Genomic DNA, 22,027 nt, shown 5'->3' on the forward strand with positions numbered 1-22,027 from the left:
TTACTTAAGTAATCATTTTCAGTTAAAGTAATTATTTTTGCAATAGGATGAAACTTATGATTACATTATATAGCTAAAAAATCTATGATACATAGATGATGCTCTATGAATTTTGCTCAGAAGCTTTGTTCATAAAGTATCGAAAGCATCATTCATTTTGTATCATAAACTTCATTTTTATATTCAACTGTCCAGTTCAATATATTCAACATTTTCAGTTTGTTCGCTCAATATACTCAAGGTATAAAATTATTACAAATTTAGGTTAAGCTCACTACAAGGAGTTATAACGGTGCTAACCGATGGGTACTGAAACAATATCGGAGCTTGTGAGGGCAGCTAATACATTAGTTCTTTTTAAAACTGAAAGACCTTTGAATGATGTACAAAAGTGTATCCTTGAGCAAGTTTTACAAGGAAAAAAGCTTAAAGATATTCAGGTGACTGGGTATTCTGACAGCACAGTACAACGAGTCTTTTGCCCAAAGCTTTGGGAGCTATTGTCAGACGCAACAGGACATAAAGTACGTATTAATACTGTTAATCTAATATTAGAAAAAATACAGACGCAATCTAGTTGTAGTACAAGTAATCAAGTTGAAATGACTTCAACGGAACAACCTCCAGTACCTTTCCCTATCCCTATCAAACAGTTACGTCATAATTTACCTGCTGCAAGTTGCACTAATTTTATTGGTCGAGAAGAGGAAATAGCTAGACTTTTAGAGTTGTTATCAACCCGACATGCTGCACATTTGGTTAGCGTCGATGGTACTGGAGGTGTGGGCAAAACTACGCTTGTGGTAGAAGCTGCTTATCGCTGTTTGCACGCTAGTTACAATAATGAAGCTTTTTTGGGTGTTCCTACCTTTGATGTTATTATCTTTACTTCAGCCAAACGATATTATCTTACACCGTTTGGTTTTTTGCCTAGTCTGGCGCCGCGCAAAACTCTGCTAGATATTTTCCAACAAATAGCGCGCGTGTTGGGTTTAGAAATTACAGGGGTAAGTTTTGAGGAGCAATTAGATTTAATTAAAGATGCTCTTTCTTGCCAACGCACGTTACTTATTGTAGATAATTTGGAAACGGTTGAAAACCAGCAAGATGTTCTAGCGTTTTTGTATGAGTTACCACCAACCGTTAAAGCTGTAATTACAACGCGCGAGCAAATAGTTTTTGTTCCCGTGCGGTTAACATCGATGCCAGAAGAGGATGGTCTTTGTTTAATTCGACACGAAGCTAAGGAAAAAGGAGTATCACTTAACACCCAAGATTCTCAAGCATTATATAAAATGACGGGTGGTATTCCAGTTGCCATCAGCTACGCAATTGGACAGTTAGCAAACGGCTATCCTATTCAAGAAGTATTGGGAGGAGTGTCTAAGTCTACAGGAGATGTTGCCCGTTTTTGCTTTGAAACTTCAGTGAAACCACTCGAAGGACAAACGGCACACAAGTTATTAATGGCACTTGCATTATTTCCTATACCTGCTTTGCAAGATGCCCTTGTCCAAGTAGCGGCGCCTGACACTGAAAATAATACAATAAATAGTGACTTAGCTCGGTTACGAGGATTGTCTTTAGTTAGACAAGAAAATAACCGCTACAGTATCTTGCCATTAACTCGTGAATATGCGATGTGCGAACTTAACGCACGTCCAGATTTTGAAGCAGAAGCGAGAGAAAGGTGGATTGGTTGGTACTTAAGCTTTTCTCAAAGGTTTGCTCAACAAGATGCAAAAGAATGGCAAGGGGAATTTGACGGTTTAGAAGAATGGCAAAATTTGCAAGCCGTGATTGAGTGGTGTATGGTTAAGGGTCGATACACCGAGATGTTGCAGTTTTGGCAAAATATTGAAGCATATACCCATATTATGGGCAGACGTGAAAGCCGTTTACAGTATTGGGACGACCGCATAACTTGGACAGCGTGGTTAATTAAAGCAGCAGAACAACGTGGAGATTGGGCAGTAGCAGCAAAAGTAATGGTAGACCGTGCTTGGACTCTCACCTCGATGGGTAAGCAAAAACAGCTAGAAGAAGCTTGGGAACTATTTACAAAAGCTTGGGAACTTCGTCATCATCAAGAACCATTATTTGTATTGAGTTTAGCTAAAGATATAGGAGTTTTATACATTCAACAGCAAAGATACGAAGAGGCAGAAACTTGGCTTTCTCAAGCAATCGAACTATTTGAGCATATACAATTAGATGAAAATCAACGACTACGGCAATTGACAGAAATTCGCTATTATCAAGGTGAAATTATCTTCAAAAATCAAAATTACGACCAAGCATTGACTATCTTTCAACAAGCTTTAGAACACGCACAATTATTAGACTGGCGCCGCGCTATATATTGTATACAAAATTGGTTAGCCGAAATCGCCATTAAACAAGGGCGCCATAACGAAGCAGAAATATTATTAACAGAAGGACTGCGGGTAGCAGAAGCAAATCAAGATAAAAGTCGCACTGCATTTTGTCAACGCTCATTATCTAATTTAGCAAAAGCACAAAATAATTTACCACAAGCTAGCGATTGGGCAATTAAAGCATTAGAAAATTTTGAAACATTAGGAATGCTACCAGAAGCAGAAGAAACACAAACTCTACTTCAAGAATTAGATTCTGATCCCCCCTAACTCCCCTTAATAAGGGGGGAGAAGAAGTAGTTTTTTAGCTGTTATTGAAAAAAGGGGGGACAATAAGCAGTTTTTTAACTTCTATTAAAAAAGGAGGTAAAAAGTAAATTCTTAGCCCCCCTTATTAAGGGGGGTTGGGGGGATCAATCAATTGTTACAAAAAACAAAATAAATTACCCTAGCATCAGCTTTCGCGGTAAACTTATTATAATTACATACACTTAGCAATAAAATAAATATTTTCTTAAACTCCAAAACATACACTTTGAAGTAAATATTTAGCGCTAATAAAACTTATAGACAAAAAACGAAAGAGAGCGAAAAAATAGATAAAAAATTATATTTATTTATTTTATTTTTGTATCGCTTTCTATGCTTTGACCAACTGCTAGTCTCTAGGATAAAAAGTGAATGAGTACAAATACTTTGATTAGTAGAACACTTAATAATCGCTACAAAATCTCAGCTTATTTAGGAGGGGGAGGTTTTGGTGATACTTACCTAGCTAACGACTTATTCTTACCAGAAAAACCTGTTTGTGTTGTTAAACATCTCAAAATACGCAACCTAAACCACGCGCGAGCAGCTTTAGTTAGTAAATTCTTTGACAAAGAAGCAAAGTTTCTATACCAACTAGGTAACTCACATCCTCAAATACCCCAACTGCTCGCACATTTTCCAGAAGACGAAGAATTTTACTTAGTCCAAGAATTTATTGACGGATATGATTTAACAAAAGAAATTATCCCAGGTGTAACTCGAAGTGAGGCTGAAGTATCAAGTCTTCTTATCGATATTCTAGAGGTTTTAGCATTTGTTCATGACAAAGGTATTATACATCGAGATATAAAGCCACAAAATTTGATGCGGCGCCGCGATGGCAAGATTGTATTAATTGATTTTGGAGCAGTTAAAGAAATTGGCACGCTGGGAGCAAATGCTCAAGGGCAATCAAGTAGCACTGTTGTAATTGGTACTCTTGGATACATGCCAGCCGAACAACAGAATTCTCATCCTCAGTTTAGTAGTGATGTTTATGCTGTAGGAATTATCGCATTTCAGGCATTAACAGGGTTGGACGTATTTAAGTTGCCACGAGATAAAAATAATGGAGAATTGCACTGCGCTTTGTTTCGCGACATTAATATTAGTCCAAGTTTTGCTCAAATTTTGGATACGATGGTACGTTACGACTACCGTCAGAGATACCAAAATGCAGGTGAAGCTTTAAACGTTGTGCAGCAATATCTAAGTATTTCTCAAGCACGTACTGTTAATGTATCGCCAATATCGGCTCAAACACCACCAACAGTTATACCAAACACCCAGCAAAAGTCTGAGCAGTCAGTTAGCGTTAGCGAAACCTCGATTTTTCAAAAGATTTTGCAATTCTTCCAGCAGTTATTTAGTGATACACCTAACACTTCATCGACTACGACTAACCAGTATGTCTCTACTACCCCCACACATCCAACAAATTTAGAGCAACCAGAAGGGCAAGTTAGCTTAAAATCTCCTCTTTATATTGAGCGGGCGCCAATAGAAAATGATTGTTATGAAGAAATTTTACAACCAGGAGCGCTGATTCGGATAAAAGCACCGCGACAAATGGGTAAAACTTCACTTCTAACGCGCGTTCTCCATCATGGTAAGCAACAAGGGTTTTCGACAGCGTACTTAAATTTTCAGTCAGCAGATGCAGAGTTTCTCACCAGTTTAGATAAATTCTTGCAGTGGTTTTGCGGCAGCATTGCTCAAGAATTAAACCTTAAAGATAAGCTAAGTCAATACTGGCAAGGTATTTTGGGTAGTAAAGACAAATGTACAAACTACTTTCAAAGATACTTGTTATCTGAAATAAATACTCCAATAGTTTTGGGCTTAGACGAAGTAGACCAAATATTTCAATATCCGCAAGTTGCCTCAGAATTTTTTGCCTTATTACGCGCGTGGCATGAAACGTCTAAGAACAAAGAAATTTGGAAAAAACTGCGATTAGTAATTGTGCATTCAAAAGAAGTTTACATACCATTGAACATCAACCAATCACCATTCAATGTTGGATTACCTATCGATTTACCAGAATTCAGCGAGTCACAAATCAAAGATTTAGTACAACGACATAAATTAACATGGAGCGACACAGAAATAAAACAACTTATAGCAATGGTAGGAGGACATCCTTATTTAGTCAGAAAAGCACTTTATGAAATCGCGCGCGGTAAAATAACCTTATCGCAACTATTGCAAATAGCACCAACCGAACAAGGAATGTACAGCGACCATCTACGCAGGCACTTGTATAATTTACAAGAAGATGCCAAATTACTTGCAGCAATCAAACAAGTAGTAGCAGCAACACAACCTATACGCATAGAATCAAGTTCAGCATTTAAATTACGCAGCATGGGATTAGTAAAATTTCAAGGAAATGATGTAATGCCATTATGTGATTTATATCGCCTGTATTTTCAAGAAAGTTTACGAATGAATTAGAACCCATATATGTAGAGACGCGATACATCGCGTCTCCACAACGCGCGATTCCACAAAAAATTAAAATCACCAACCTTCCATGACGCAACTTATCTACCCACCATATCAATATCAAGTAGGGGGAAGCTTACCGACTAACTCCCCAACTTACGTAGAAAGACAAGCAGATATCGACCTCTACACAGCCTTAATAAAAGGCGAATTTTGCTATGTTCTTAACTCTCGGCAAATGGGTAAATCAAGCCTAAAAGTGCGAACAATGAAACGTTTACAGTCAGAAAACTTTGCTTGTGTTGATATTGACATCACAAGCATTGGAACCGCTGATATTACACCTGAGCAATGGTATGCAGGAATAATTAATAGTATTATTAATAGTTTAGAAATCTACAATGATTTTGATTTAAATCAATGGTGGTTAAAAGAAGTCTTACTATCTCCAGCTAATCGATTAAGTAAATTTATCGATACGGTTTTGCTCAAAGATATAACTAAAGATATTGTGATTTTTGTCGATGAGATTGATAGTGTTTTAAGCTTGAATTTTCCCATTGATGATTTTTTCGCTTTGATTCGGGAATGTTATAATAGTCGCGCATCAAAACAAAATTATCGACATTTGAGCTTTGCTTTATTTGGAGTTGCCACACCTTCAGATTTAATTCAAGATAAACGACGTACCCCTTTTAATATTGGTAGAGCGATTCAATTAACAGGTTTTCAATTATCGGAAGCTGAACCCCTTGCCAAAGGATTGGGAATTAAAACAAATCACCCCATGTCAGTCATGGCAGAAGTTCTAAACTGGACTGGGGGACAACCATTTTTAACCCAAAAACTCTGTCAAATTATTCTCGACCGCACAACCGAAATTCCCAGCGATCACATCACCGAATCGATTCGGGAATTAGTGCAGCAGAAAATCATCGACAATTGGGAATCGCAGGATGAACCAGAGCATTTAAAAACGATACGCGATCGCATACTGCAAGGTGGAGGACAAAAAGCAAATCGGCTTTTAGGGATATATAAGGAGATTTTAAACCATTCAGTAGCAACCCCACCCCAACCCTCCACCCTTGCAGGGAGGGATTCAGGGAAAGGGGTTAGGGGGTTAGGTTCCGATATTGCCGAAGAAATGGACTTGCGGTTATCGGGGTTGGTGGTTGAGCAGCAAGGAAATTTGCAAGTATATAACCGAGTTTATGAGTTGGTATTTGACCGCAATTGGGTGGATGGAGAACTCAAAAAACTCCGTCCCGACTTTTACGAAGAACAATTTAATATTTGGTCAAAATCTAACGAAAATCCCCAAGATTTATTACAGGGGGAAAAACTGCGGGATGCTTTGGCATGGGCAGAAGGTAAGAGTTTGAGCAATCGGGATTATAAATTTATTTCCGCTAGCCAGCAATGGGAATTTACCCAAGCCAAACGCAAAACCCAGCGACAATTGGCTGTTGGAGGTGGTATTTTGGCTGTGTCAATTGCCGGAGTAATTTTAGCAGCTACAGCCGCAGGTATTGCGAACAAGCAACGACAGACAGCAGTAGTAGATCGAGATAAAGCCAGCCAAGAAAAAACCATAGCAATATCTGACCGGGATAAGGCAAACCAACAGGCAAATAAAGCAAGTCAGGATTTAAACACAGCTAAACAAGGTATCGTAAAAGCGAATCAGGATTTAAATAAGGCAAAAAAAGAAACTACCACAGCCAAACAGCAGTTAACAACCGCACAACAACAAGCGAATAGAGCCAAACAGCAAGAATTATTAGCAGAAAACAACCAAAAACAAGCCGAAACGAAACAAAAAGCAGCAGAACAGAAAGTTATCAAAACAGGACAGGATTTAGCCCAAGCGCAAACTAATTTACAGATAGTGCAGCAAGACGCAGCCAAAAAAACCCAAGAAGCACAGCAAAAAGTCGGTTCGGCAAATAGACAAGCCAGCGTAGCGCAAGTAGAAGCGAAAAAAGCCCAAGATGCGGTGAAACAGGCACAAATAACCCTGAAGCAAGCACAAGAAGCTAGAAAACTAGCTTTGCAAGAAGCCCAAGTAGCACAGGAAGGAACAAGGCTGGAACAAACAGGACTTTCGGCGTTAAACCAGTTTCAGAAACAAGGTGACGAGATGAATGCTTTATTAGTGGCGATGGAAGCAGGGCAAAGATTGAAAGAACTGGTGAAAGATGGACGAAAATTAGATAAATATCCGGCTGTAAGTCCAATTTTGGCTTTGCAGACAATTGTCGATCAGATCCGTGAACACAACCAACTTCAGCATTCAAATGTGGTCTTCAGCACAGAATTTAGCGCAGATGGGCAGCGTATTGTCACTGCATCACAAGATAATACCGCCAAGGTGTGGGACACCAAAGGCAACTTGCTAGCTGACCTCAAAGGACATCAGGGAGGAGTCTACAGTGCAAAATTTAGCGCAGATGGGCAGCGTATTGTTACCGCATCATTTGACTATACTGCCAAGGTGTGGGACACCAAAGGCAACTTACTGGTTGACCTGAAAGGGCATAAGCTGCCAGTCACCAGTGCAGAGTTTAGCGCAGATGGGCAGCGCATTCTTACTGCATCACAAGATAATACCGCCAAGGTGTGGGACACTAAAGGCAACTTGCTAGCTAACCTCAAAGGATATAGTGGGTATCGTGAGAAGAAAGGCAGCCCAGAATTTAGCGCAGATGGGCAGCATATTGTCGCTGTATCTGGCGATACTGCCAAGGTGTGGGACACCAAAGGCAACTTGCTGGCTGATCTCAAAGGGCATCAGAGTTTGCTCAGAAGTGCAAAATTTAGCGCAGATGGGCAGCGCATTGTCACTGCATCATTTGACAATACTGCCAAGGTGTGGGACACCAAAGGCAACTTACTGACTGATATCAAAGATGATATCAAAGAGCATCAGGGTGGGGTTAACAGCGCAGTATTTAGTCCAGATGGGCAGCACATTGTTACTATGGGTCACAAAACCGTTAAGGTGTGGGATGCCAAAGGCAACTTATTGGCTGAACTAAAAGGGCATCAAAGTGGTGTCTACAGTGCAAAGTTTAGCCCAGATGGGCGGTATATTGTCACTGCATCAGAAGATAATACCGCCAAGCTGTGGGACACCGAAGGCAACTTACTAGCCGAACTCAAAGGGCATCAGGTAGGAGTCAACGGAGTCAGTAGTGCAGTATTTAGCCCAAATGGGCAGCACATCCTCACCGCATCATTCGATGATAATACGGCCAAGCTGTGGGATATAGACATAAAAAGTTTAAAAAGCAATTTACTCGCTGACCTTAAAGGGCATCAAAGTTCATTAAACAGTGCAGAATTTAGCCCAGATGGGCAGTATATTGTCACTGCATCAGATGACAAAACCGCCAAGGTGTGGGACACCAAAGGCAACTTACTCGCTGAACTCAAAGCGCATCAATATGAGGTCAGCAGTGCAAAATTTAGCCCAGATGGGCAGCGTATTGTTACTGCATCATGGGACATTACCGCTGAGGTATCAGACAAAACTGCCAAGCTGTGGGACACCAAAGGTAATTTACTCGCTGATCTAAAAGGTCATCAGGATTGGGTCACAAGTGCAGAATTTAGCCCAGATGGGCAGCGTATTGTTACTGCATCAACTGACAAAACTGCAAAGGTGTGGGACATCAAAGGTAACTTGCTAGCGGATCTTAAAGGGCATCAAAATTGGGTCACCAGTGCAAAATTTAGCCCAGATGGGCAGCACATTGTCACTGCATCACAAGATAATACCGCCAAAGTTTGGGATACCAAAGGTAACTTACCAGCTGACCTCAAAGGACATCAGAGTTATGTCAACAGTGCAGAATTTAGCCCAGATGGGCAGCACATTGTCACTGCATCACAAGATAATACCGCCAAGGTGTGGGATATCAAGGGCAACTTGCTGGCTAACCTTAAAGGGCATCAGGGTAAAATCAACAGTGCAGAATTTAGCGCAGATGGGCAGCACATTGTCACTGCATCAGATGACAAAACTGCAAAGGTGTGGGACACCAAAGGCAACTTACTGGCTGATCTCAAAGGGCATCAAAATTGGGTCGCCAGTGCAAAATTTAGCCCAGATGGACAGCACATTGTCACTGCATCAAGGGACAAGACTGCCAAGGTGTGGGACACAAGAGGCAACTTACTGGCTGATCTTAAAGGGCGTCAAAATTGGGTCACCAGCGCAGAATTTAGCCCAGATGGGCAGCACATTGTCACTGCATCAATCGACGGTACCGCCAAGGTGTGGCGGGTTGATAATTTGGATGGGTTGCTGTTGCGGGGTTGCGATTGGCTGCAAGATTATTTTGTCACCCATCCAGAAGCGCGGGAAAGGTTGAAAGTGTGCAAAGTCAAGGGGTTAATGTTGCCCTACCCCCAAGCGTTGCCAACCTACGGGACTTGTCGCTGCGAACCAAAGCGAGAATTAATTCGCAAAGATTCTCCATCTTTGGAAACATCATAAGTCAAAGGTTGAGGATTGAGACGCAAACGAGTTTCACCCTCAGCAACTAAACTCGGCGCCGGATATTTATTCATAAACTCTTTGATAGCATTAAGTCTATCAAGAAAAGATGGATGAGTACTATCATCTGTATCATGGTAAGGTAAACGTGACATCAAATTTAGCACACGCAAGGCGCCTTCTGGACTGTAACCTGCACGTACCATATACATATAACCAAATTTATCAGCTTCGTATTCTTGCTGACGACTTAGCTTTTTAATTTGACTGTATAATTCTGGTTCTCTTTCGGCAGTAATTTGCTGTTTGAGTTGTTCAATTTTATCAGAATCTGGTTTTCCTTGGCAATTAAGAGCTACGTATTCTGGAATTGCTGATAATGAAGTTTTTTGAGCAGTATTTTGAACTGGACACAATGACTTACCACGACGCTTAGTACTTCTAGCAGTCTCAAATTTTTTTGTTTCCGTTGCAATTATACTTTGAACTTTTGCGTCAACCTCTGCCTGCAACTGCTTATTTAACCTAGCAGCATAAGTAGTATATGAGTATATATGTTTTTGTGTATGGTGAGCAATTTCGTGCCCAAGAATAAAAGCTATTGCAGCTTCATCACCATCTACTTTATCTAGTAATCCTTTCAGAAGTACGATTTGGTTAACATCTGTAGCAGAAGCATTATCATCATACTCATTTTCTACTTTCAGGCGCCACGGGTTCTCATCTAGCCCATTTGCGCGAATAATCTTTTCTGCTACAGAATAAATTGGCTTTTCATCTTCAATATCTACTGAATTAGATTTAGATGAACTTTGAGTTGGTACTGGCTGGGTGCCGTATGCAATATCTCGGTATGAAACTAAAGAAAGAAAAGCTGCTGTAACACCAAGAGTGTGACAAAGTAATTTTTGGGATGAAATCATAATAAACCTCAATTTGGTATGGCACAGATTCAGAAAAAGTTATTGGTGCTGAGTGGCAGTAATAAAACACTGCCAACAGCTTGTTATGTAAATCTCAAAAGTAATTCACAGCAGGCAGGTATTGAACTAGCTATCGCATCTTGCCCAAAGTTTCGCTGGAATAATGAATGAGTTTGAGCAAAAGCGAGTAACCATTCTTGCCGTCCTTCTGCTTTAGTCCCTACTTCAGCAACATGTACAAGCTTGGTCTCAAACAGATTAATACAGTCTTTTTCAAACTGCTCAGTATTTGCAATGTGAGCATGTAGAACTACATCCATTTCCTCGTTAGGAATCATCTTTTTATGTGGATACTTGCTAATTAAGTGTAGAAGTAACCCATACTGCTCAATTGCAAGAATTGCTTGAGATAAGGTAAATTTACTACCTTCATTAGAACTGACTAGTCTCAAAAATATTGCTTGCCAATCAATAAACATAAGTTTGTTGATAAAAGTTTGGTCTGCAATATACTGCCAATTCTTCATAAGTGGTGTTTTTGGTATATTCAACTTGTTACTCCTTCAATAAACTTTTTGCTATTTAACGCGAAATACGAGGTTGCTTTGGTTGGCGAAGCAACTTAAACACATTAAAGGTTTTTCGAGGTTGCTTATTTGCTGTAACCAATGCTGAATTCGTTTTAGTAACTTGTTTTGCCAATGTTGATGGAGAGTTATGCATTTCCATAAATACAGTTGATAATGTAATCGCAATAATAATTTTTAGTGTTTTGATAGATAGCATGACTTTATAGAAATAACGATTTATCTACAGTAGTAAACCTTGTGGGTCTCTCTGTAATAAATGTACCGAGAGTCTACAAACGCTACAAGCCACAGTTATGGCTCACTAAAAAGTTCAGTTATGGCTCACTAAAAAGCTCAGTCATATTTAGACGCTTGAAAATCGTGGCGCCATCTGAAACTAGATGCACCCATTGGCGTGAAGTTATAAAAAATAAGCTTTAAACGTAATGTCTTAATTTGATTCCATATTTAATGTAATCACTGGCTTATACTATGTATTCTTTTACTAGGCTTAGTATTTATGCAAGTTCACTAATAATTTTGGTTTTTCATACAAAATTCTATTTATAGCCGCTTTATATGTTAATTGTATAGTATATATATGCTATATAAAGTTTAAACTGTAGATTTTAACCTTGAAAAAATGAGATACGATTAAGTAAAGATTCTGTCACCATAGAGAGAAGCATATGCAAACTATACTTCTGAGTCGAGAAGAAGTTGCACAGCGTGCAAAATTACTATATGAGGAAAGTATTCAAGAAAAGGTCGAGCAAGAAGAGAACATCGGGAAGATGGTCATCATTGATATAGAGACAGGAGAGTATGGCGTTGATACAACTGGTTTAAAATCAGTAAAGATTTTGCGTCCAAAGAATCCAACTGCCCGACTATTCGGTATTAAAATTGGATACAATGTTGCAGTTTCATTTGGTGGTGTTATGGAGCGCGTTAGTAAGTGATTTCAGGTTTAGCAAAAAATAGACGCGCAATTGTGTTGGCGCCTTAGTTTAGCGCTTTCTATTTATAGTTTGATTATCAATTATCTACTTACTATTGAGAAAAAGACTACTTAATTAGCACATTTTGAACAATTTCTATTCTACTTACTGGACAGTCCCACTCAAACGACCATATTTCATCGTTATCTGAAACTTTTAAATTTTTATAGGTCGAGAAGGCAGTTAGATAAGCTCTGTTATTGCCTTTTACTGTCATAATAGCAAACCAATCTTTTGTACCAACAGGGTAAATGCAGGCATCTGGCTCAGAAAAATCAATAACTTTTTGATCATCTTTGATTTCAACAAGCCCATCGAAGATAATTTGCATCTTTGGGTCAGATGTGATTAAAAAAGGTGTTTGAGGAAGATGTTTAGTACCCTGTATAAGCCACTGAAATCCCTCACGAGAAAAGTGAGTATTTGATATTGATAAGCGTTGAATAATTTTATTGTCTAAGAGGATGTTTGAAAAGTATCTGTGAATGTCATGCTGAGGCACGAAGCATCTCAGTATATAGTTTGAAACCCTAGATTCTTCGTTCCGTAAGACTCCACTCAGAATGACAATTTATACCTTATCCGACTTTTCAAACATCCTCTAAGGATAACAATACAGCTTCTCCATCAAAATATCGAGTTTCACTGTCTCCAAAACCATGATAAGCATCAATGGCAATGCCGTCGGCTTTCCAAACAGGAGGCAATACTTTATACAGATTATACTCTGTAATCCAAATGGCTAAACCTGGGTTAATAACCTCTTGCTGTACCATATTGTCTTAATTGATTAATTTGATGCTGAGGGAAATGAGGAATGATGCAATAAAGGGCAGGCAAGGATGCCCACCCCACAAAATTTTTGATTATTCTAAGAATTAATCAATCTAGAGGTCTACTAAGATTGGTCTAAACGTAATACAGCCATAAAAGCTTCTTGTGGTACATCTACCGTACCAACAGATTTCATGCGCTTTTTACCTTTAGCTTGCTTTTGCAAAAGTTTCTTCTTCCGGCTAATGTCACCACCGTAACATTTAGCAAGTACATCCTTCCGCAATGCTGGAATATGTTCACTGGCGATAACTTTGCTACCAATGGAAGCTTGAATAGGTACTTTAAATTGGTGACGCGGAATTAGTTCTTTGAGCTTTTCAGCCATTGACCGCCCTACATTATAAGCTTTATCACGATGGACAATCATTGCCAGCGAATCTACAGGGTCGCCGTTAATCATTATATCTAGCTTGACTAGTGGGTTTTCACGGTAGCCAATCAGGTGATATTCCATACTTGCATAACCGCGTGACCTTGATTTCATTTGGTCGAAAAAGTCGGTAACAACCTCTGCCAGCGGCAATTCATAAGTTAAAGTCGTGCGTCCTTGGGTGAGATATTTCATGTCTTTGAATATACCTCGGCGGTTTTGCGATAACTCCATTAATGTCCCAACATAAATTTCTGGTGTTATCATCTCCACTTTTACATAGGGTTCTTCAATTCGCTCGCGTTCGTTAGGAGATGGCAAGCGACTGGGGTTATCTATATATAGCTCTTCCCCTTTAATAGTTATGACTTTATAAACCACCGAAGGCGCCGTGATAATTAAATCAAGATTGTATTCGCGCTCTAAACGTTCTTGCACAATTTCCATGTGCAGTAGTCCCAAAAATCCGCAGCGGAAACCAAAACCCATTGCACTCGAAGTTTCTGGTTCAAAGTGTAACGCTGCATCATTAAGACTTAGCTTATCTAAAGCTTCGCGTAAGTCCTCAAATTGGTCAGCGTCAATGGGAAACATACCGCAAAAAACCATTGGGTTAGCTTCGGTGTAACCTGGTAATGCTTCCTTTGCCTTTGCGTTAGAAAGAGTAATTGTATCCCCAACGCGCGCATCACCAACAGCTCTAATTGAGGCTGACAGATAACCTACTTCCCCAGCGTGAAGTTCATCGACGGGCTTTTGACTAGGTGATAACACACCTAAATCGTCAATCTCAAATTCGCTACCCGATGCCATCAAGTAAATTTTGTCTTTCTTCTTAACAGTACCGTCCATGACTCGGAAGTATACAATTACGCCTCGGTAGCTGTCGTAATAGCTGTCGAAAATCAGCGCACGCAATCTTTCGTCAACAGTATTTTTTGGCGGTGGTACTCGTTCTACAATCGTTTCGAGAATTTCGTCAATGCCTATTCCCTCTTTTGCAGAAGCGAGAATGGCGCCACTACAATCCAAACCTATTATTTCCTCAATTTCTCCAGCGACTCGACTCGGTTCGGCGCCAGGTAAATCGATTTTATTTAAGACTGGGATAATTTCTAAATCATGTTCTAGGGCAAGGTAAACGTTTGCCAAGGTTTGTGCTTCGACACCTTGAGAAGCATCTACAACTAATAAAGCCCCCTCACAAGCGGCAAGACTGCGGGATACTTCATACGAAAAATCCACGTGTCCAGGAGTATCAATCAAGTTGAGTACATACTCTTGACCGTCTTTTGCCTTGTAGTTCATCCGGGCAGCTTGCAGCTTAATTGTAATGCCGCGCTCCCGTTCCAAGTCCATGTTGTCAAGAAATTGCTCCTTCATTTGCCGCTGTTCCACAGTCCCGGTGGCTTGCAGTAAACGGTCGGCAAGGGTGGATTTCCCGTGGTCGATGTGAGCAATAATGCAAAAATTGCGAATGCGCGCTGCGGGAACGTCAGTCATATACTTTTATTTGCCGTTTTTAGCAACCAAGATAAAAAAGAAGATACTTAACGTATTTTAATGCTTTATTTGCCCAAACGCTGCTATAAGCAATTTAATAGCTGGAGCTAGGGCGCCTCGATTCAAGATTGGCACTTAGCAAGCAGGGAACAGCGGATAATAGTATTCATGCTTTTCGCTAGCTGATACTACCTTGTTTTTATCTATGCTTAGAGGTTGTTTGAAAAGTGTCATGAGCGTGTCATATCATGTCCGGCTGATTACCGATAATTACCACATAATTTAGAGACGCGTTCACGGAGTGTACCGAAGGTAAATTTTGCGTCTCTACAACGATTTTATTATGGTTACGTTCCGGGACATGATATCATGAGTCCCGCAGTGAAGCATCTCAGTATACGTGTAGAACCCAGATTCTAGCCTGCGGCAAATGCTCCGCATTACGTTCCGCTTCGCTCCAATCACAATGACAATTTATACCTTATCCAACTTTTCAAACATCCTCTTAGTTATACAATTTGCAATAAATATTAAAAAATATCAAAATTTCATAATAATTTATTAGTGCTTTATAAAGGCTTTATATCTGTTGAACGAATATTTGATAAATTTACTAATAAGTTACCTAATTAAATTTGACTTCAAAATCTAAACAATTAATTTATAGATATTATTTTTTCTGCGTATCATGATTACTGCAAGAGCTTATATAAACCTGAATATATATTTGGTTTGCTCCCTTAGCAATAACTTATTATCGCAACTATAAAAAAATACGAAATAGATATTCACGTAGAGACGCGATTAATTGCGTCTCTACAAAGCGCGGAAACTGGAGATTTTCACGCAGGGATTTTACGAATGATTTAGGACTTTTGTATATCAGGGTTTGTTAGATGAATCAAACAGTACAAAAAACAAAAAGACTTCACCTTAGTTATTTAGATGGCTTGCGTGGATTAACTGCTTTGTATATAGTGTTAGTTCACGTGGAACCAAGCATAGAAGCAAGTTTACCTTTATTATGGTCTGCATTTGTAAAGCTTTTAAGGTACGGTGGTTTCGCTGTTGTAATTTTTGTTGTGATGTCAGGGTATGTGCTTATGCTTCCTGTCTCACGGTCGGAGGAAGGCTATATTCCAGGTGGTTTAAGCGATTTTTTTAAAAGACGTGCGCGACGAATTTTACCACCTTATTATGCTGCTTTAATATTTTGCTTTCTGTTAGCGCTGGTAATTTTTATACTAGAAACGTTTAATGGTTTTATTTGGAATAGTGTTGCAGGTGCGGGACCATTTCATCCCAAATTTGACTTAATTGATATCTTGTCTCACCTGTTTCTAATTCATAATTTAAGTTCTGATACTCACATGTCAATTAATCCACCAATGTGGAGTGTGGCAACTGAGTGGCAAATATACTTTATATTTCCTTTGTTATTACTGCCTGTAAGGCGCCGTTTTGGTATTGTTGCTACTATAGCTGTTGCTTATATAACTGGCTTAATCCCAACTATTGCTTTTGATGGATTTTTTGAGCCTGCTTTTTATATAGGTATATTTAGTCTGGGAATGCTGGCAGCAGAAATTTCATTCTCTCAAAACCCCAAATTTATCTCAATCAAAAATTCTTTGCCGTGGAACTTACTTAGTATTATTTTTGTTGTAATCGGCTTTATTACCGAGTGGAGAAAACTAGGTTTACATATCTGGGTTGGTTATAGTTTTTTTGGATTAGCCGTAGCTTGTCTATTTATTTCTTGCACAAAGTCGATAGTTGATGGAGAAAAGGCGCCCAATATTTTATTAAAGCTTTTTCAACAGCCAAGGCTAGTGGCATTAGGTACTTTTTCTTACAGCTTATATTTAACTCACGGGCCAATACTCGTTTTAGTTCGATACTGGCTTTTCAACCAGAATTTATCCCCATCAATGTTCGCAGCAGCATCTTATATTGTAGGGTTGGGCGCCTCGTTAATATTCGCTTATATGTTTTATCTGGCTTTTGAACGACCCTTCATGTCGAATTTCCTCAAAAAACGCAAAATAGAAAATTTAACATAATCCTCTCTCCTTTGGGTGAGTTTGGATAAAGTTAAGTTTTTCAAATCTGTAGCAAAAGTTACAATTTGAACGGTAATATCAATGAAGAGTAGAGTTCTACTCTTCATTTGCATGACTTTGGGGGGTATATTAAACCTAGCCTATGGATTCTGGCATTTGCCAAGTAGAGGCGTACAATAAACATTGAATGTCCGCCGCTTGTAACAGCATTTATATAGTAAAACCAGTTTCAGGTACATCAACCTATGAATATGAAAGATAGACCAACAGATGTTGACCAGCGACCCGCTGAGAAAGTTGAGATAGCAATTCGTCTTGACTCAGAATTGCTTGAGCAAATTCAGCATCTGACTAATGACCCTAGTAAAGTCATAGAAGTAGCCATTCGTCAGTGGTTACGTGGGGATGTGCCAAGAGATGACGAACTAACGCGCAACCCTGTGCGTCGAGCCATACCCCCACGTGGTGAGTGGAATGATTAAACTCCTTAATTTTTATTGAAAGGAGAATATTATTTACATTTAAACCGTGTAATGCTTGATTCAAGAGCAACCAAAATTTTTCAGCTTTACCATACCTCATCTGTAAAAATTTATGCCAAACTTTAGGGAGCTATCTAGCTAAATAACCTTTGGTTGCCGTTAAACTATTGAACTTGAGCCATGAGCATTACTGCCAATTCCCAACTCTCAAAAGTATTGTCAAGAAATTTGGAATCAATTGCTAGTAACACTGATGGCTCATGGGCAAATTTAGGAGCCGAACTTGTTTATACCCAAGATTGGGCAGGACGCTTTTCAAGCTTTTATTGGCAGCCTTCGGATAGTTTAAGTATTAATACTGAACAAATTGTTGCTTCTTTGAATCAAGATGATTCATTAACTCCTGTTGATAAAGTTACTTATTTACAATATTTACAGCGAGTTATGACCGCACTAGCGCCTGAGCGGTGTCAATTTTGGTTTGCTTATCGACAGTATTTATACGAGTTCGATTTAACAATCACTCCTGTAATGCCATCATTAGGTGATGCCGCGACTACTGTGTTGGTAATGGGAAGACTTTTACAAGTGGCAGAAAAAAATTATGAAGCATTACCGCCATTATCAGCGACATCCATATCAGATTTAGCGTTACGCTCACAACAACACCAAAAAATACTGAATCGTATTACAAGTAGTATACGTCGTACTCTTGATTTAGATGTAATTTGGCAGCAAACTGTTGATAGCTTAGGTGAAGCGTTACGGTTGGACAGGTGTATTATTTGTCCTTACAAACCCGGCGCCAAGAGTGTTAAAGTCATAGCCGAGTATCACAAGCCAAATATCACTTCAATGTTGGGTTTAGAAATCGATATTAATTCTGAACCTGGACTGGTAGAAACACTCTTAACGCTCAAACCAGTTGTCGTTGACTCTCAGCATCCATATTTTCGACAGGGACGTATTTTGGTTGCTGTTACATGTCACCAAGACCAGCCAAACGGAATTATTGCCATAACTTTGCGTGACGAGTGTAAATCTCTAACCGCTGAAGAACTTGAATTAGCTAAAGAAGTAGCTGACCAACTAGGAACTGCAATCGCACATGCAACATTATATCAAGAACTAGGTGCCGCTCGATTCCAGGCAGAAGAAGCTACGCGACGCAAAAGCGAATTTTTGGCAAACGTCTCTCATGAAATTAGAACTCCCTTAAATGGAATAATGGGTTTTCTAAAGCTTATCCTTGATGATATGACTGACAGTGTTGAAGAAGAACGAGAGTATTTACAAGAATCTCATAAATTATCATTACATTTGTTTGATATAATTCAGGATATTCTTGATTTTGCCAAAATAGAAGCAGGAAAAAACGATTTAGAGCTAAGTTCAGTCAATATAGACGAATTATTCACAGACGTGAGTAATTCAATGCGGTTGCAATCTGAACAAAAAAATCTTAGCTTCCAAATGCAATTGCCTGATACGTCCGATAAAATTGTGGTTTTTGGCGATTATTTGCGCTTAAAGCAGGTAATGATTAATTTGGTCGGAAACGCGATTAAATTTACTCATGAAGGTGGTATAACACTGAGTGCGGATGTTGTGCGTAAAAAAATGCGATTCCAAGACCGAGAATTTCCAGGCATTGTAAAAGTTCGAGTTGCTGACACTGGTATTGGTGTATCATTGGATAAGCAAGATAAACTATTTCAATCATTCTCACAAGTTGATGGCTCACGTACCCGTCAGTATGGTGGTACAGGTTTAGGACTTGCCATCTCTCAGAAACTTGTTGAAGCAATGGGTGGAGAGGTTCATTTTTACAGTCTAGGTGAAGGATTAGGTTCTACCGTGACATTTACAGTTCCTTTGTACCAGCAGCCAGTATTAAGTTGAACTGCCAAAAATCGTTGATATTTCCATAGAATGGAATATGGAACTTAGAATATCAATTGTCATCAATTCCTGAAGAGATAATTTTTGTTAAAGCACCACAATTAACTTACCAGGTCTAAAACTATGGAACTTACAGTTGAAAACGTTGAAACAGTACTAGATGAAATGCGCCCCTACCTGATGTCAGACGGTGGTAATGTAGAACTTGTAGAACTCGATGGCCCTATTGTTAAACTGCGGTTACAAGGCGCCTGTGGTAGTTGTCCCAGTTCGACAATGACCCTGCGTATGGGTTTAGAGCGTCGTCTTCGAGAAATGATTCCCGAAATTGCCGAAGTAGAACAAGTCATTTAAAGGTGTAGAGACGCGACATGTCACGTCTAAAATTAGGAGTTAGGATTAATCAGCTCTGTATAGACGTGATTAATCACGTCTCTACCCCCAACTCATACAAATTTTTATGCCTCATCCTCTCCACGTAGCTTTTATCTGGCATCAGCATCAACCTCTGTACAAATCCCCTCAGATTGGTATTAGTAGTACCGATACTCAAAAATACCGCCTTCCTTGGGTACGATTGCACGGTACAAAAGACTATTTGGACTTAGTGCTGCTTTTAGAAAAGTATCCAAAGTTGCACCAAACTGTCAATTTAGTACCGTCATTAATATTACAACTCGAAGATTATATCGCGGGAACTGCATTTGACCCCTATTTAGAAGCGACTCTCACACCTACAGAAAATCTTAGTCGCGAACAGCGCGCGTTTATTATTGAACATTTTTTCGATGCCAATCACCACACCCTAATTGACCCTCATCCTCGTTACTCAGAGTTATACGAGCAACGTAATAACAATGGTGTAAATTGGTGTTTTGAAAATTGGCAAGAATCAGAATATGGTGATTTGCTAGCTTGGCACAACTTAGCGTGGATTGACCCTCTATTTTGGGATGACCCCGAAATAGCTGCTTGGCTAAAGCAAGACCGTAATTTTACATTGAGTGACCGTCAGCGCATTTACTCGAAACAACGCGAAATTTTAGCTCAAATTATTCCTCAACATCGTAAAATGCAAATGGCGGGACAGTTGGAAGTTACAACTACTCCCTACACTCATCCAATTATGCCCTTGCTTGCTGATACAAATTCGGGACGTGTGGCAGTTCCAAATATGACACTACCGCAATCTCGGTTTGAGTGGGCAGAAGATATTCCTCGACATTTACGTAAAGCTTGGGATTTATATTTAGACAGATTTGGACGTGAACCGCGTGGTCTATGGCCCTCAGAACAATCGGTTAGTCCAGCAGTATTGCCTTATATCATAAAACAAGGCTTTAAGTGGATTTGCTCGGATGAAGCAGTTTTAGGTTGGACTTTAAAAAGATTTTTCAACCGTAACGCAGCAGGAAATGTCTTAGAACCCGAATTGCTATATCGACCATATCGCTTGCAAACACCTGCGGGTGATTTAGCAATAGTTTTTCGTGACCATCGCTTATCAGATTTGATAGGTTTTACTTATGGTTCAATGCCTCCTAAAAAAGCAGCAGCAGATTTAATAGGACATCTTGAAGCCATCGCCAAAATGCAGCGTGAACGGCAACCTGAACAGCCTTGGTTGGTGACAATTGCCTTAGATGGTGAAAATTGTTGGGAATATTACCAGCAAGATGGTAAACCGTTTTTAGAAGCTTTGTATCGAAGTTTGAGTAACGAACCCCATATCAAACTTGTTACCGTCGCCGAATTTTTAGACCAATTTCCTCCAACTGCTACAATACCAAGCGCCCAACTTCATAGTGGTTCATGGGTTGATGGAAGTTTTACCACTTGGATCGGCGACCCAGTAAAAAACCGTGCGTGGGATTATCTTAAAGAAGCGCGTGCAGTATTAGCAAGCCATCCAGAAGCAACCGAGGAAAGTAACCCCGAAGCTTGGGAAGCGCTATATGCTGCTGAGGGTTCAGACTGGTTTTGGTGGTTTGGTGAAGGACATTCCTCGAACCAAGATGCCATTTTTGACCAGTTATTCCGCGAACACCTTTACGGTATATACAAAGCACTCAATGAACCAATACCCTCTTATTTACGCCAACCACTAGAAAGTCATGCAGCGCGAGGTGACTGTCGTCCTGCCAGTTTTATCCATCCAGTTATTAACGGCAAAGGTGACGAACAAGACTGGGACAAAGCTGGACGCATGGAAATTGGTGGCGCCAGAGGTACAATGCATAACAGTAGTGCAATACAAAGATTGTGGTATGGCGCCGACCACCTTAACTTTTACTTACGCTTAGACTTCAAAGTTGGAGTACAGCCAGGACAAGATATACCCGCTGAATTAAACCTACTGTGGTTTTATCCAGACCGCACCATGCACAACAGCCCCATACCCCTAACATCCGTTCCAAACACGGAGCCATTAAACTACCACTATCACCACCATTTAGAAGTTAACTTAATCACACAATCAATTCAATTCCAGGAAGCTGGAGAAAACTTTCAATGGCACAGTCGTAGCAGTCGAGCGCAAGTAGCAATGGATAACTGCTTGGAAATCGCAGTACCTTGGGCTGATTTACAAGTACCCCCCGATTACCCTCTACGGCTAGTATTAATACTTAGCGAAGAAGAAAAATTTCACAGTTACTTGCCAGAAAACACCTTAGTCCCAATTGAAGTCCCATAAAAAGTGGAAAGTGCTGAGTGCTGAGTGCTGAGTTTACTTATTA

At 39.7% G+C, this 22,027-nt stretch carries 15 protein-coding genes; 9 read left to right on the top strand and 6 right to left on the bottom strand.

Going from position 1 to position 22,027, the window contains the following annotated elements:
- Positions 1-302 precede the first annotated feature (302 nt).
- From DSM106972_RS21940 to DSM106972_RS21950, 3 genes are all read left to right on the top strand, one after another.
- Complete coding sequence (locus DSM106972_RS21940; RefSeq protein ID WP_127082712.1) at positions 303-2,648, top strand: tetratricopeptide repeat protein; 2,346 nt, start codon at positions 303-305, stop codon at positions 2,646-2,648.
- A gap of 411 nt (positions 2,649-3,059) precedes the next feature.
- Entirely contained in the window at positions 3,060-5,144 is a 2,085-nt protein-coding gene (locus tag DSM106972_RS21945; RefSeq protein ID WP_127082713.1) for an AAA-like domain-containing protein, read from the top strand.
- Positions 5,145-5,223: 79 nt separating this feature from the next.
- Positions 5,224-9,639: a WD40 repeat domain-containing protein gene (locus DSM106972_RS21950; RefSeq protein WP_127082714.1), complete on the top strand. Its 4,416-nt coding sequence runs from the start codon at positions 5,224-5,226 to the stop codon at positions 9,637-9,639.
- Here DSM106972_RS21950 and DSM106972_RS21955 read toward each other — a convergent pair.
- From DSM106972_RS21955 to DSM106972_RS21965, 3 genes are all read right to left on the bottom strand, one after another.
- Positions 9,567-10,562, bottom strand: a complete 996-nt coding sequence (locus DSM106972_RS21955) for a M48 family metallopeptidase (RefSeq protein ID WP_127082715.1) — start codon at positions 10,560-10,562, stop codon at positions 9,567-9,569. The genes DSM106972_RS21950 and DSM106972_RS21955 overlap by 73 nt on opposite strands.
- An 83-nt stretch (positions 10,563-10,645) precedes the next feature.
- Positions 10,646-11,113 carry a hypothetical protein gene (locus DSM106972_RS21960; RefSeq protein ID WP_127082716.1) on the bottom strand — a complete coding sequence of 156 codons (468 nt, stop codon included), beginning with the start codon at positions 11,111-11,113 and terminating at the stop codon, positions 10,646-10,648.
- A 31-nt stretch (positions 11,114-11,144) separates the two neighbouring features.
- Complete coding sequence (locus DSM106972_RS21965; RefSeq protein WP_127082717.1) at positions 11,145-11,348, bottom strand: hypothetical protein; 204 nt, start codon at positions 11,346-11,348, stop codon at positions 11,145-11,147.
- A 472-nt stretch (positions 11,349-11,820) separates the two neighbouring features.
- On the opposite strand from DSM106972_RS21965, the gene DSM106972_RS21970 reads away from it, so the two are divergent.
- Positions 11,821-12,093, top strand: coding sequence for a hypothetical protein (locus DSM106972_RS21970; RefSeq protein ID WP_127082718.1), 273 nt, complete (start codon positions 11,821-11,823; stop codon positions 12,091-12,093).
- 106 nt (positions 12,094-12,199) lie between these two features.
- Here DSM106972_RS21970 and DSM106972_RS21975 read toward each other — a convergent pair whose 3' ends face one another.
- From DSM106972_RS21975 to lepA, 3 genes are all read right to left on the bottom strand, one after another.
- Positions 12,200-12,634 (bottom strand): hypothetical protein, encoded by a 435-nt coding sequence (locus DSM106972_RS21975; RefSeq protein WP_127082719.1) that lies wholly within the window; start codon positions 12,632-12,634, stop codon positions 12,200-12,202.
- A gap of 88 nt (positions 12,635-12,722) precedes the next feature.
- Positions 12,723-12,908 (bottom strand): hypothetical protein, encoded by a 186-nt coding sequence (locus DSM106972_RS21980; protein ID WP_127082720.1) that lies wholly within the window; start codon positions 12,906-12,908, stop codon positions 12,723-12,725.
- Between the two features lie 122 nt (positions 12,909-13,030).
- Positions 13,031-14,842, bottom strand: coding sequence for a translation elongation factor 4 (lepA, locus tag DSM106972_RS21985; RefSeq protein WP_127082721.1), 1,812 nt, complete (start codon positions 14,840-14,842; stop codon positions 13,031-13,033).
- Between the two features lie 896 nt (positions 14,843-15,738).
- On the opposite strand from lepA, the gene DSM106972_RS21990 reads away from it, so the two are divergent.
- The 5 genes from DSM106972_RS21990 to DSM106972_RS22010 all read left to right on the top strand — a co-directional run bounded on the left by DSM106972_RS21990 (position 15,739) and on the right by DSM106972_RS22010 (position 21,984).
- On the top strand, positions 15,739-16,905 hold the full coding sequence (locus DSM106972_RS21990; protein WP_127082722.1) for an acyltransferase family protein: 1,167 nt from the start codon (positions 15,739-15,741) through the stop codon (positions 16,903-16,905).
- A gap of 245 nt (positions 16,906-17,150) precedes the next feature.
- Positions 17,151-17,387 carry a hypothetical protein gene (locus DSM106972_RS21995; protein ID WP_019489176.1) on the top strand — a complete coding sequence of 79 codons (237 nt, stop codon included), beginning with the start codon at positions 17,151-17,153 and terminating at the stop codon, positions 17,385-17,387.
- A gap of 180 nt (positions 17,388-17,567) precedes the next feature.
- Positions 17,568-19,289, top strand: coding sequence for a GAF domain-containing sensor histidine kinase (locus tag DSM106972_RS22000; RefSeq protein WP_127082723.1), 1,722 nt, complete (start codon positions 17,568-17,570; stop codon positions 19,287-19,289).
- A 123-nt stretch (positions 19,290-19,412) separates the two neighbouring features.
- The gene (locus DSM106972_RS22005) at positions 19,413-19,643 is read left to right on the top strand and encodes a NifU family protein (RefSeq protein ID WP_019489174.1); all 231 of its coding nucleotides are present in this window, start codon (positions 19,413-19,415) and stop codon (positions 19,641-19,643) included.
- A gap of 106 nt (positions 19,644-19,749) precedes the next feature.
- Entirely contained in the window at positions 19,750-21,984 is a 2,235-nt protein-coding gene (locus DSM106972_RS22010; protein WP_127082724.1) for a glycoside hydrolase family 57 protein, read from the top strand.
- The last annotated feature ends 43 nt before the right edge of the window (positions 21,985-22,027 follow it).

It is taken from the genome of Dulcicalothrix desertica PCC 7102 (assembly GCF_003991905.1).
GTDB classification, from domain to species: Bacteria; Cyanobacteriota; Cyanobacteriia; order Cyanobacteriales; family Nostocaceae; genus Dulcicalothrix; species Dulcicalothrix desertica.

Coding starts and splice junctions, on each gene's coding strand:
- DSM106972_RS21940 (WP_127082712.1), top strand. CDS start 303: ATGGGTACTGAAACAATATCGGAGCTTGTGAGGGCAGCTAATACATTA.
- DSM106972_RS21945 (WP_127082713.1), top strand. CDS start 3,060: ATGAGTACAAATACTTTGATTAGTAGAACACTTAATAATCGCTACAAA.
- DSM106972_RS21950 (WP_127082714.1), top strand. CDS start 5,224: ATGACGCAACTTATCTACCCACCATATCAATATCAAGTAGGGGGAAGC.
- DSM106972_RS21955 (WP_127082715.1), bottom strand. CDS start 10,562: ATGATTTCATCCCAAAAATTACTTTGTCACACTCTTGGTGTTACAGCA.
- DSM106972_RS21965 (WP_127082717.1), bottom strand. CDS start 11,348: ATGCTATCTATCAAAACACTAAAAATTATTATTGCGATTACATTATCA.
- DSM106972_RS21970 (WP_127082718.1), top strand. CDS start 11,821: ATGCAAACTATACTTCTGAGTCGAGAAGAAGTTGCACAGCGTGCAAAA.
- DSM106972_RS21980 (WP_127082720.1), bottom strand. CDS start 12,908: ATGGTACAGCAAGAGGTTATTAACCCAGGTTTAGCCATTTGGATTACA.
- lepA (WP_127082721.1), bottom strand. CDS start 14,842: ATGACTGACGTTCCCGCAGCGCGCATTCGCAATTTTTGCATTATTGCT.
- DSM106972_RS21990 (WP_127082722.1), top strand. CDS start 15,739: ATGAATCAAACAGTACAAAAAACAAAAAGACTTCACCTTAGTTATTTA.
- DSM106972_RS21995 (WP_019489176.1), top strand. CDS start 17,151: ATGAATATGAAAGATAGACCAACAGATGTTGACCAGCGACCCGCTGAG.
- DSM106972_RS22000 (WP_127082723.1), top strand. CDS start 17,568: ATGAGCATTACTGCCAATTCCCAACTCTCAAAAGTATTGTCAAGAAAT.
- DSM106972_RS22005 (WP_019489174.1), top strand. CDS start 19,413: ATGGAACTTACAGTTGAAAACGTTGAAACAGTACTAGATGAAATGCGC.
- DSM106972_RS22010 (WP_127082724.1), top strand. CDS start 19,750: ATGCCTCATCCTCTCCACGTAGCTTTTATCTGGCATCAGCATCAACCT.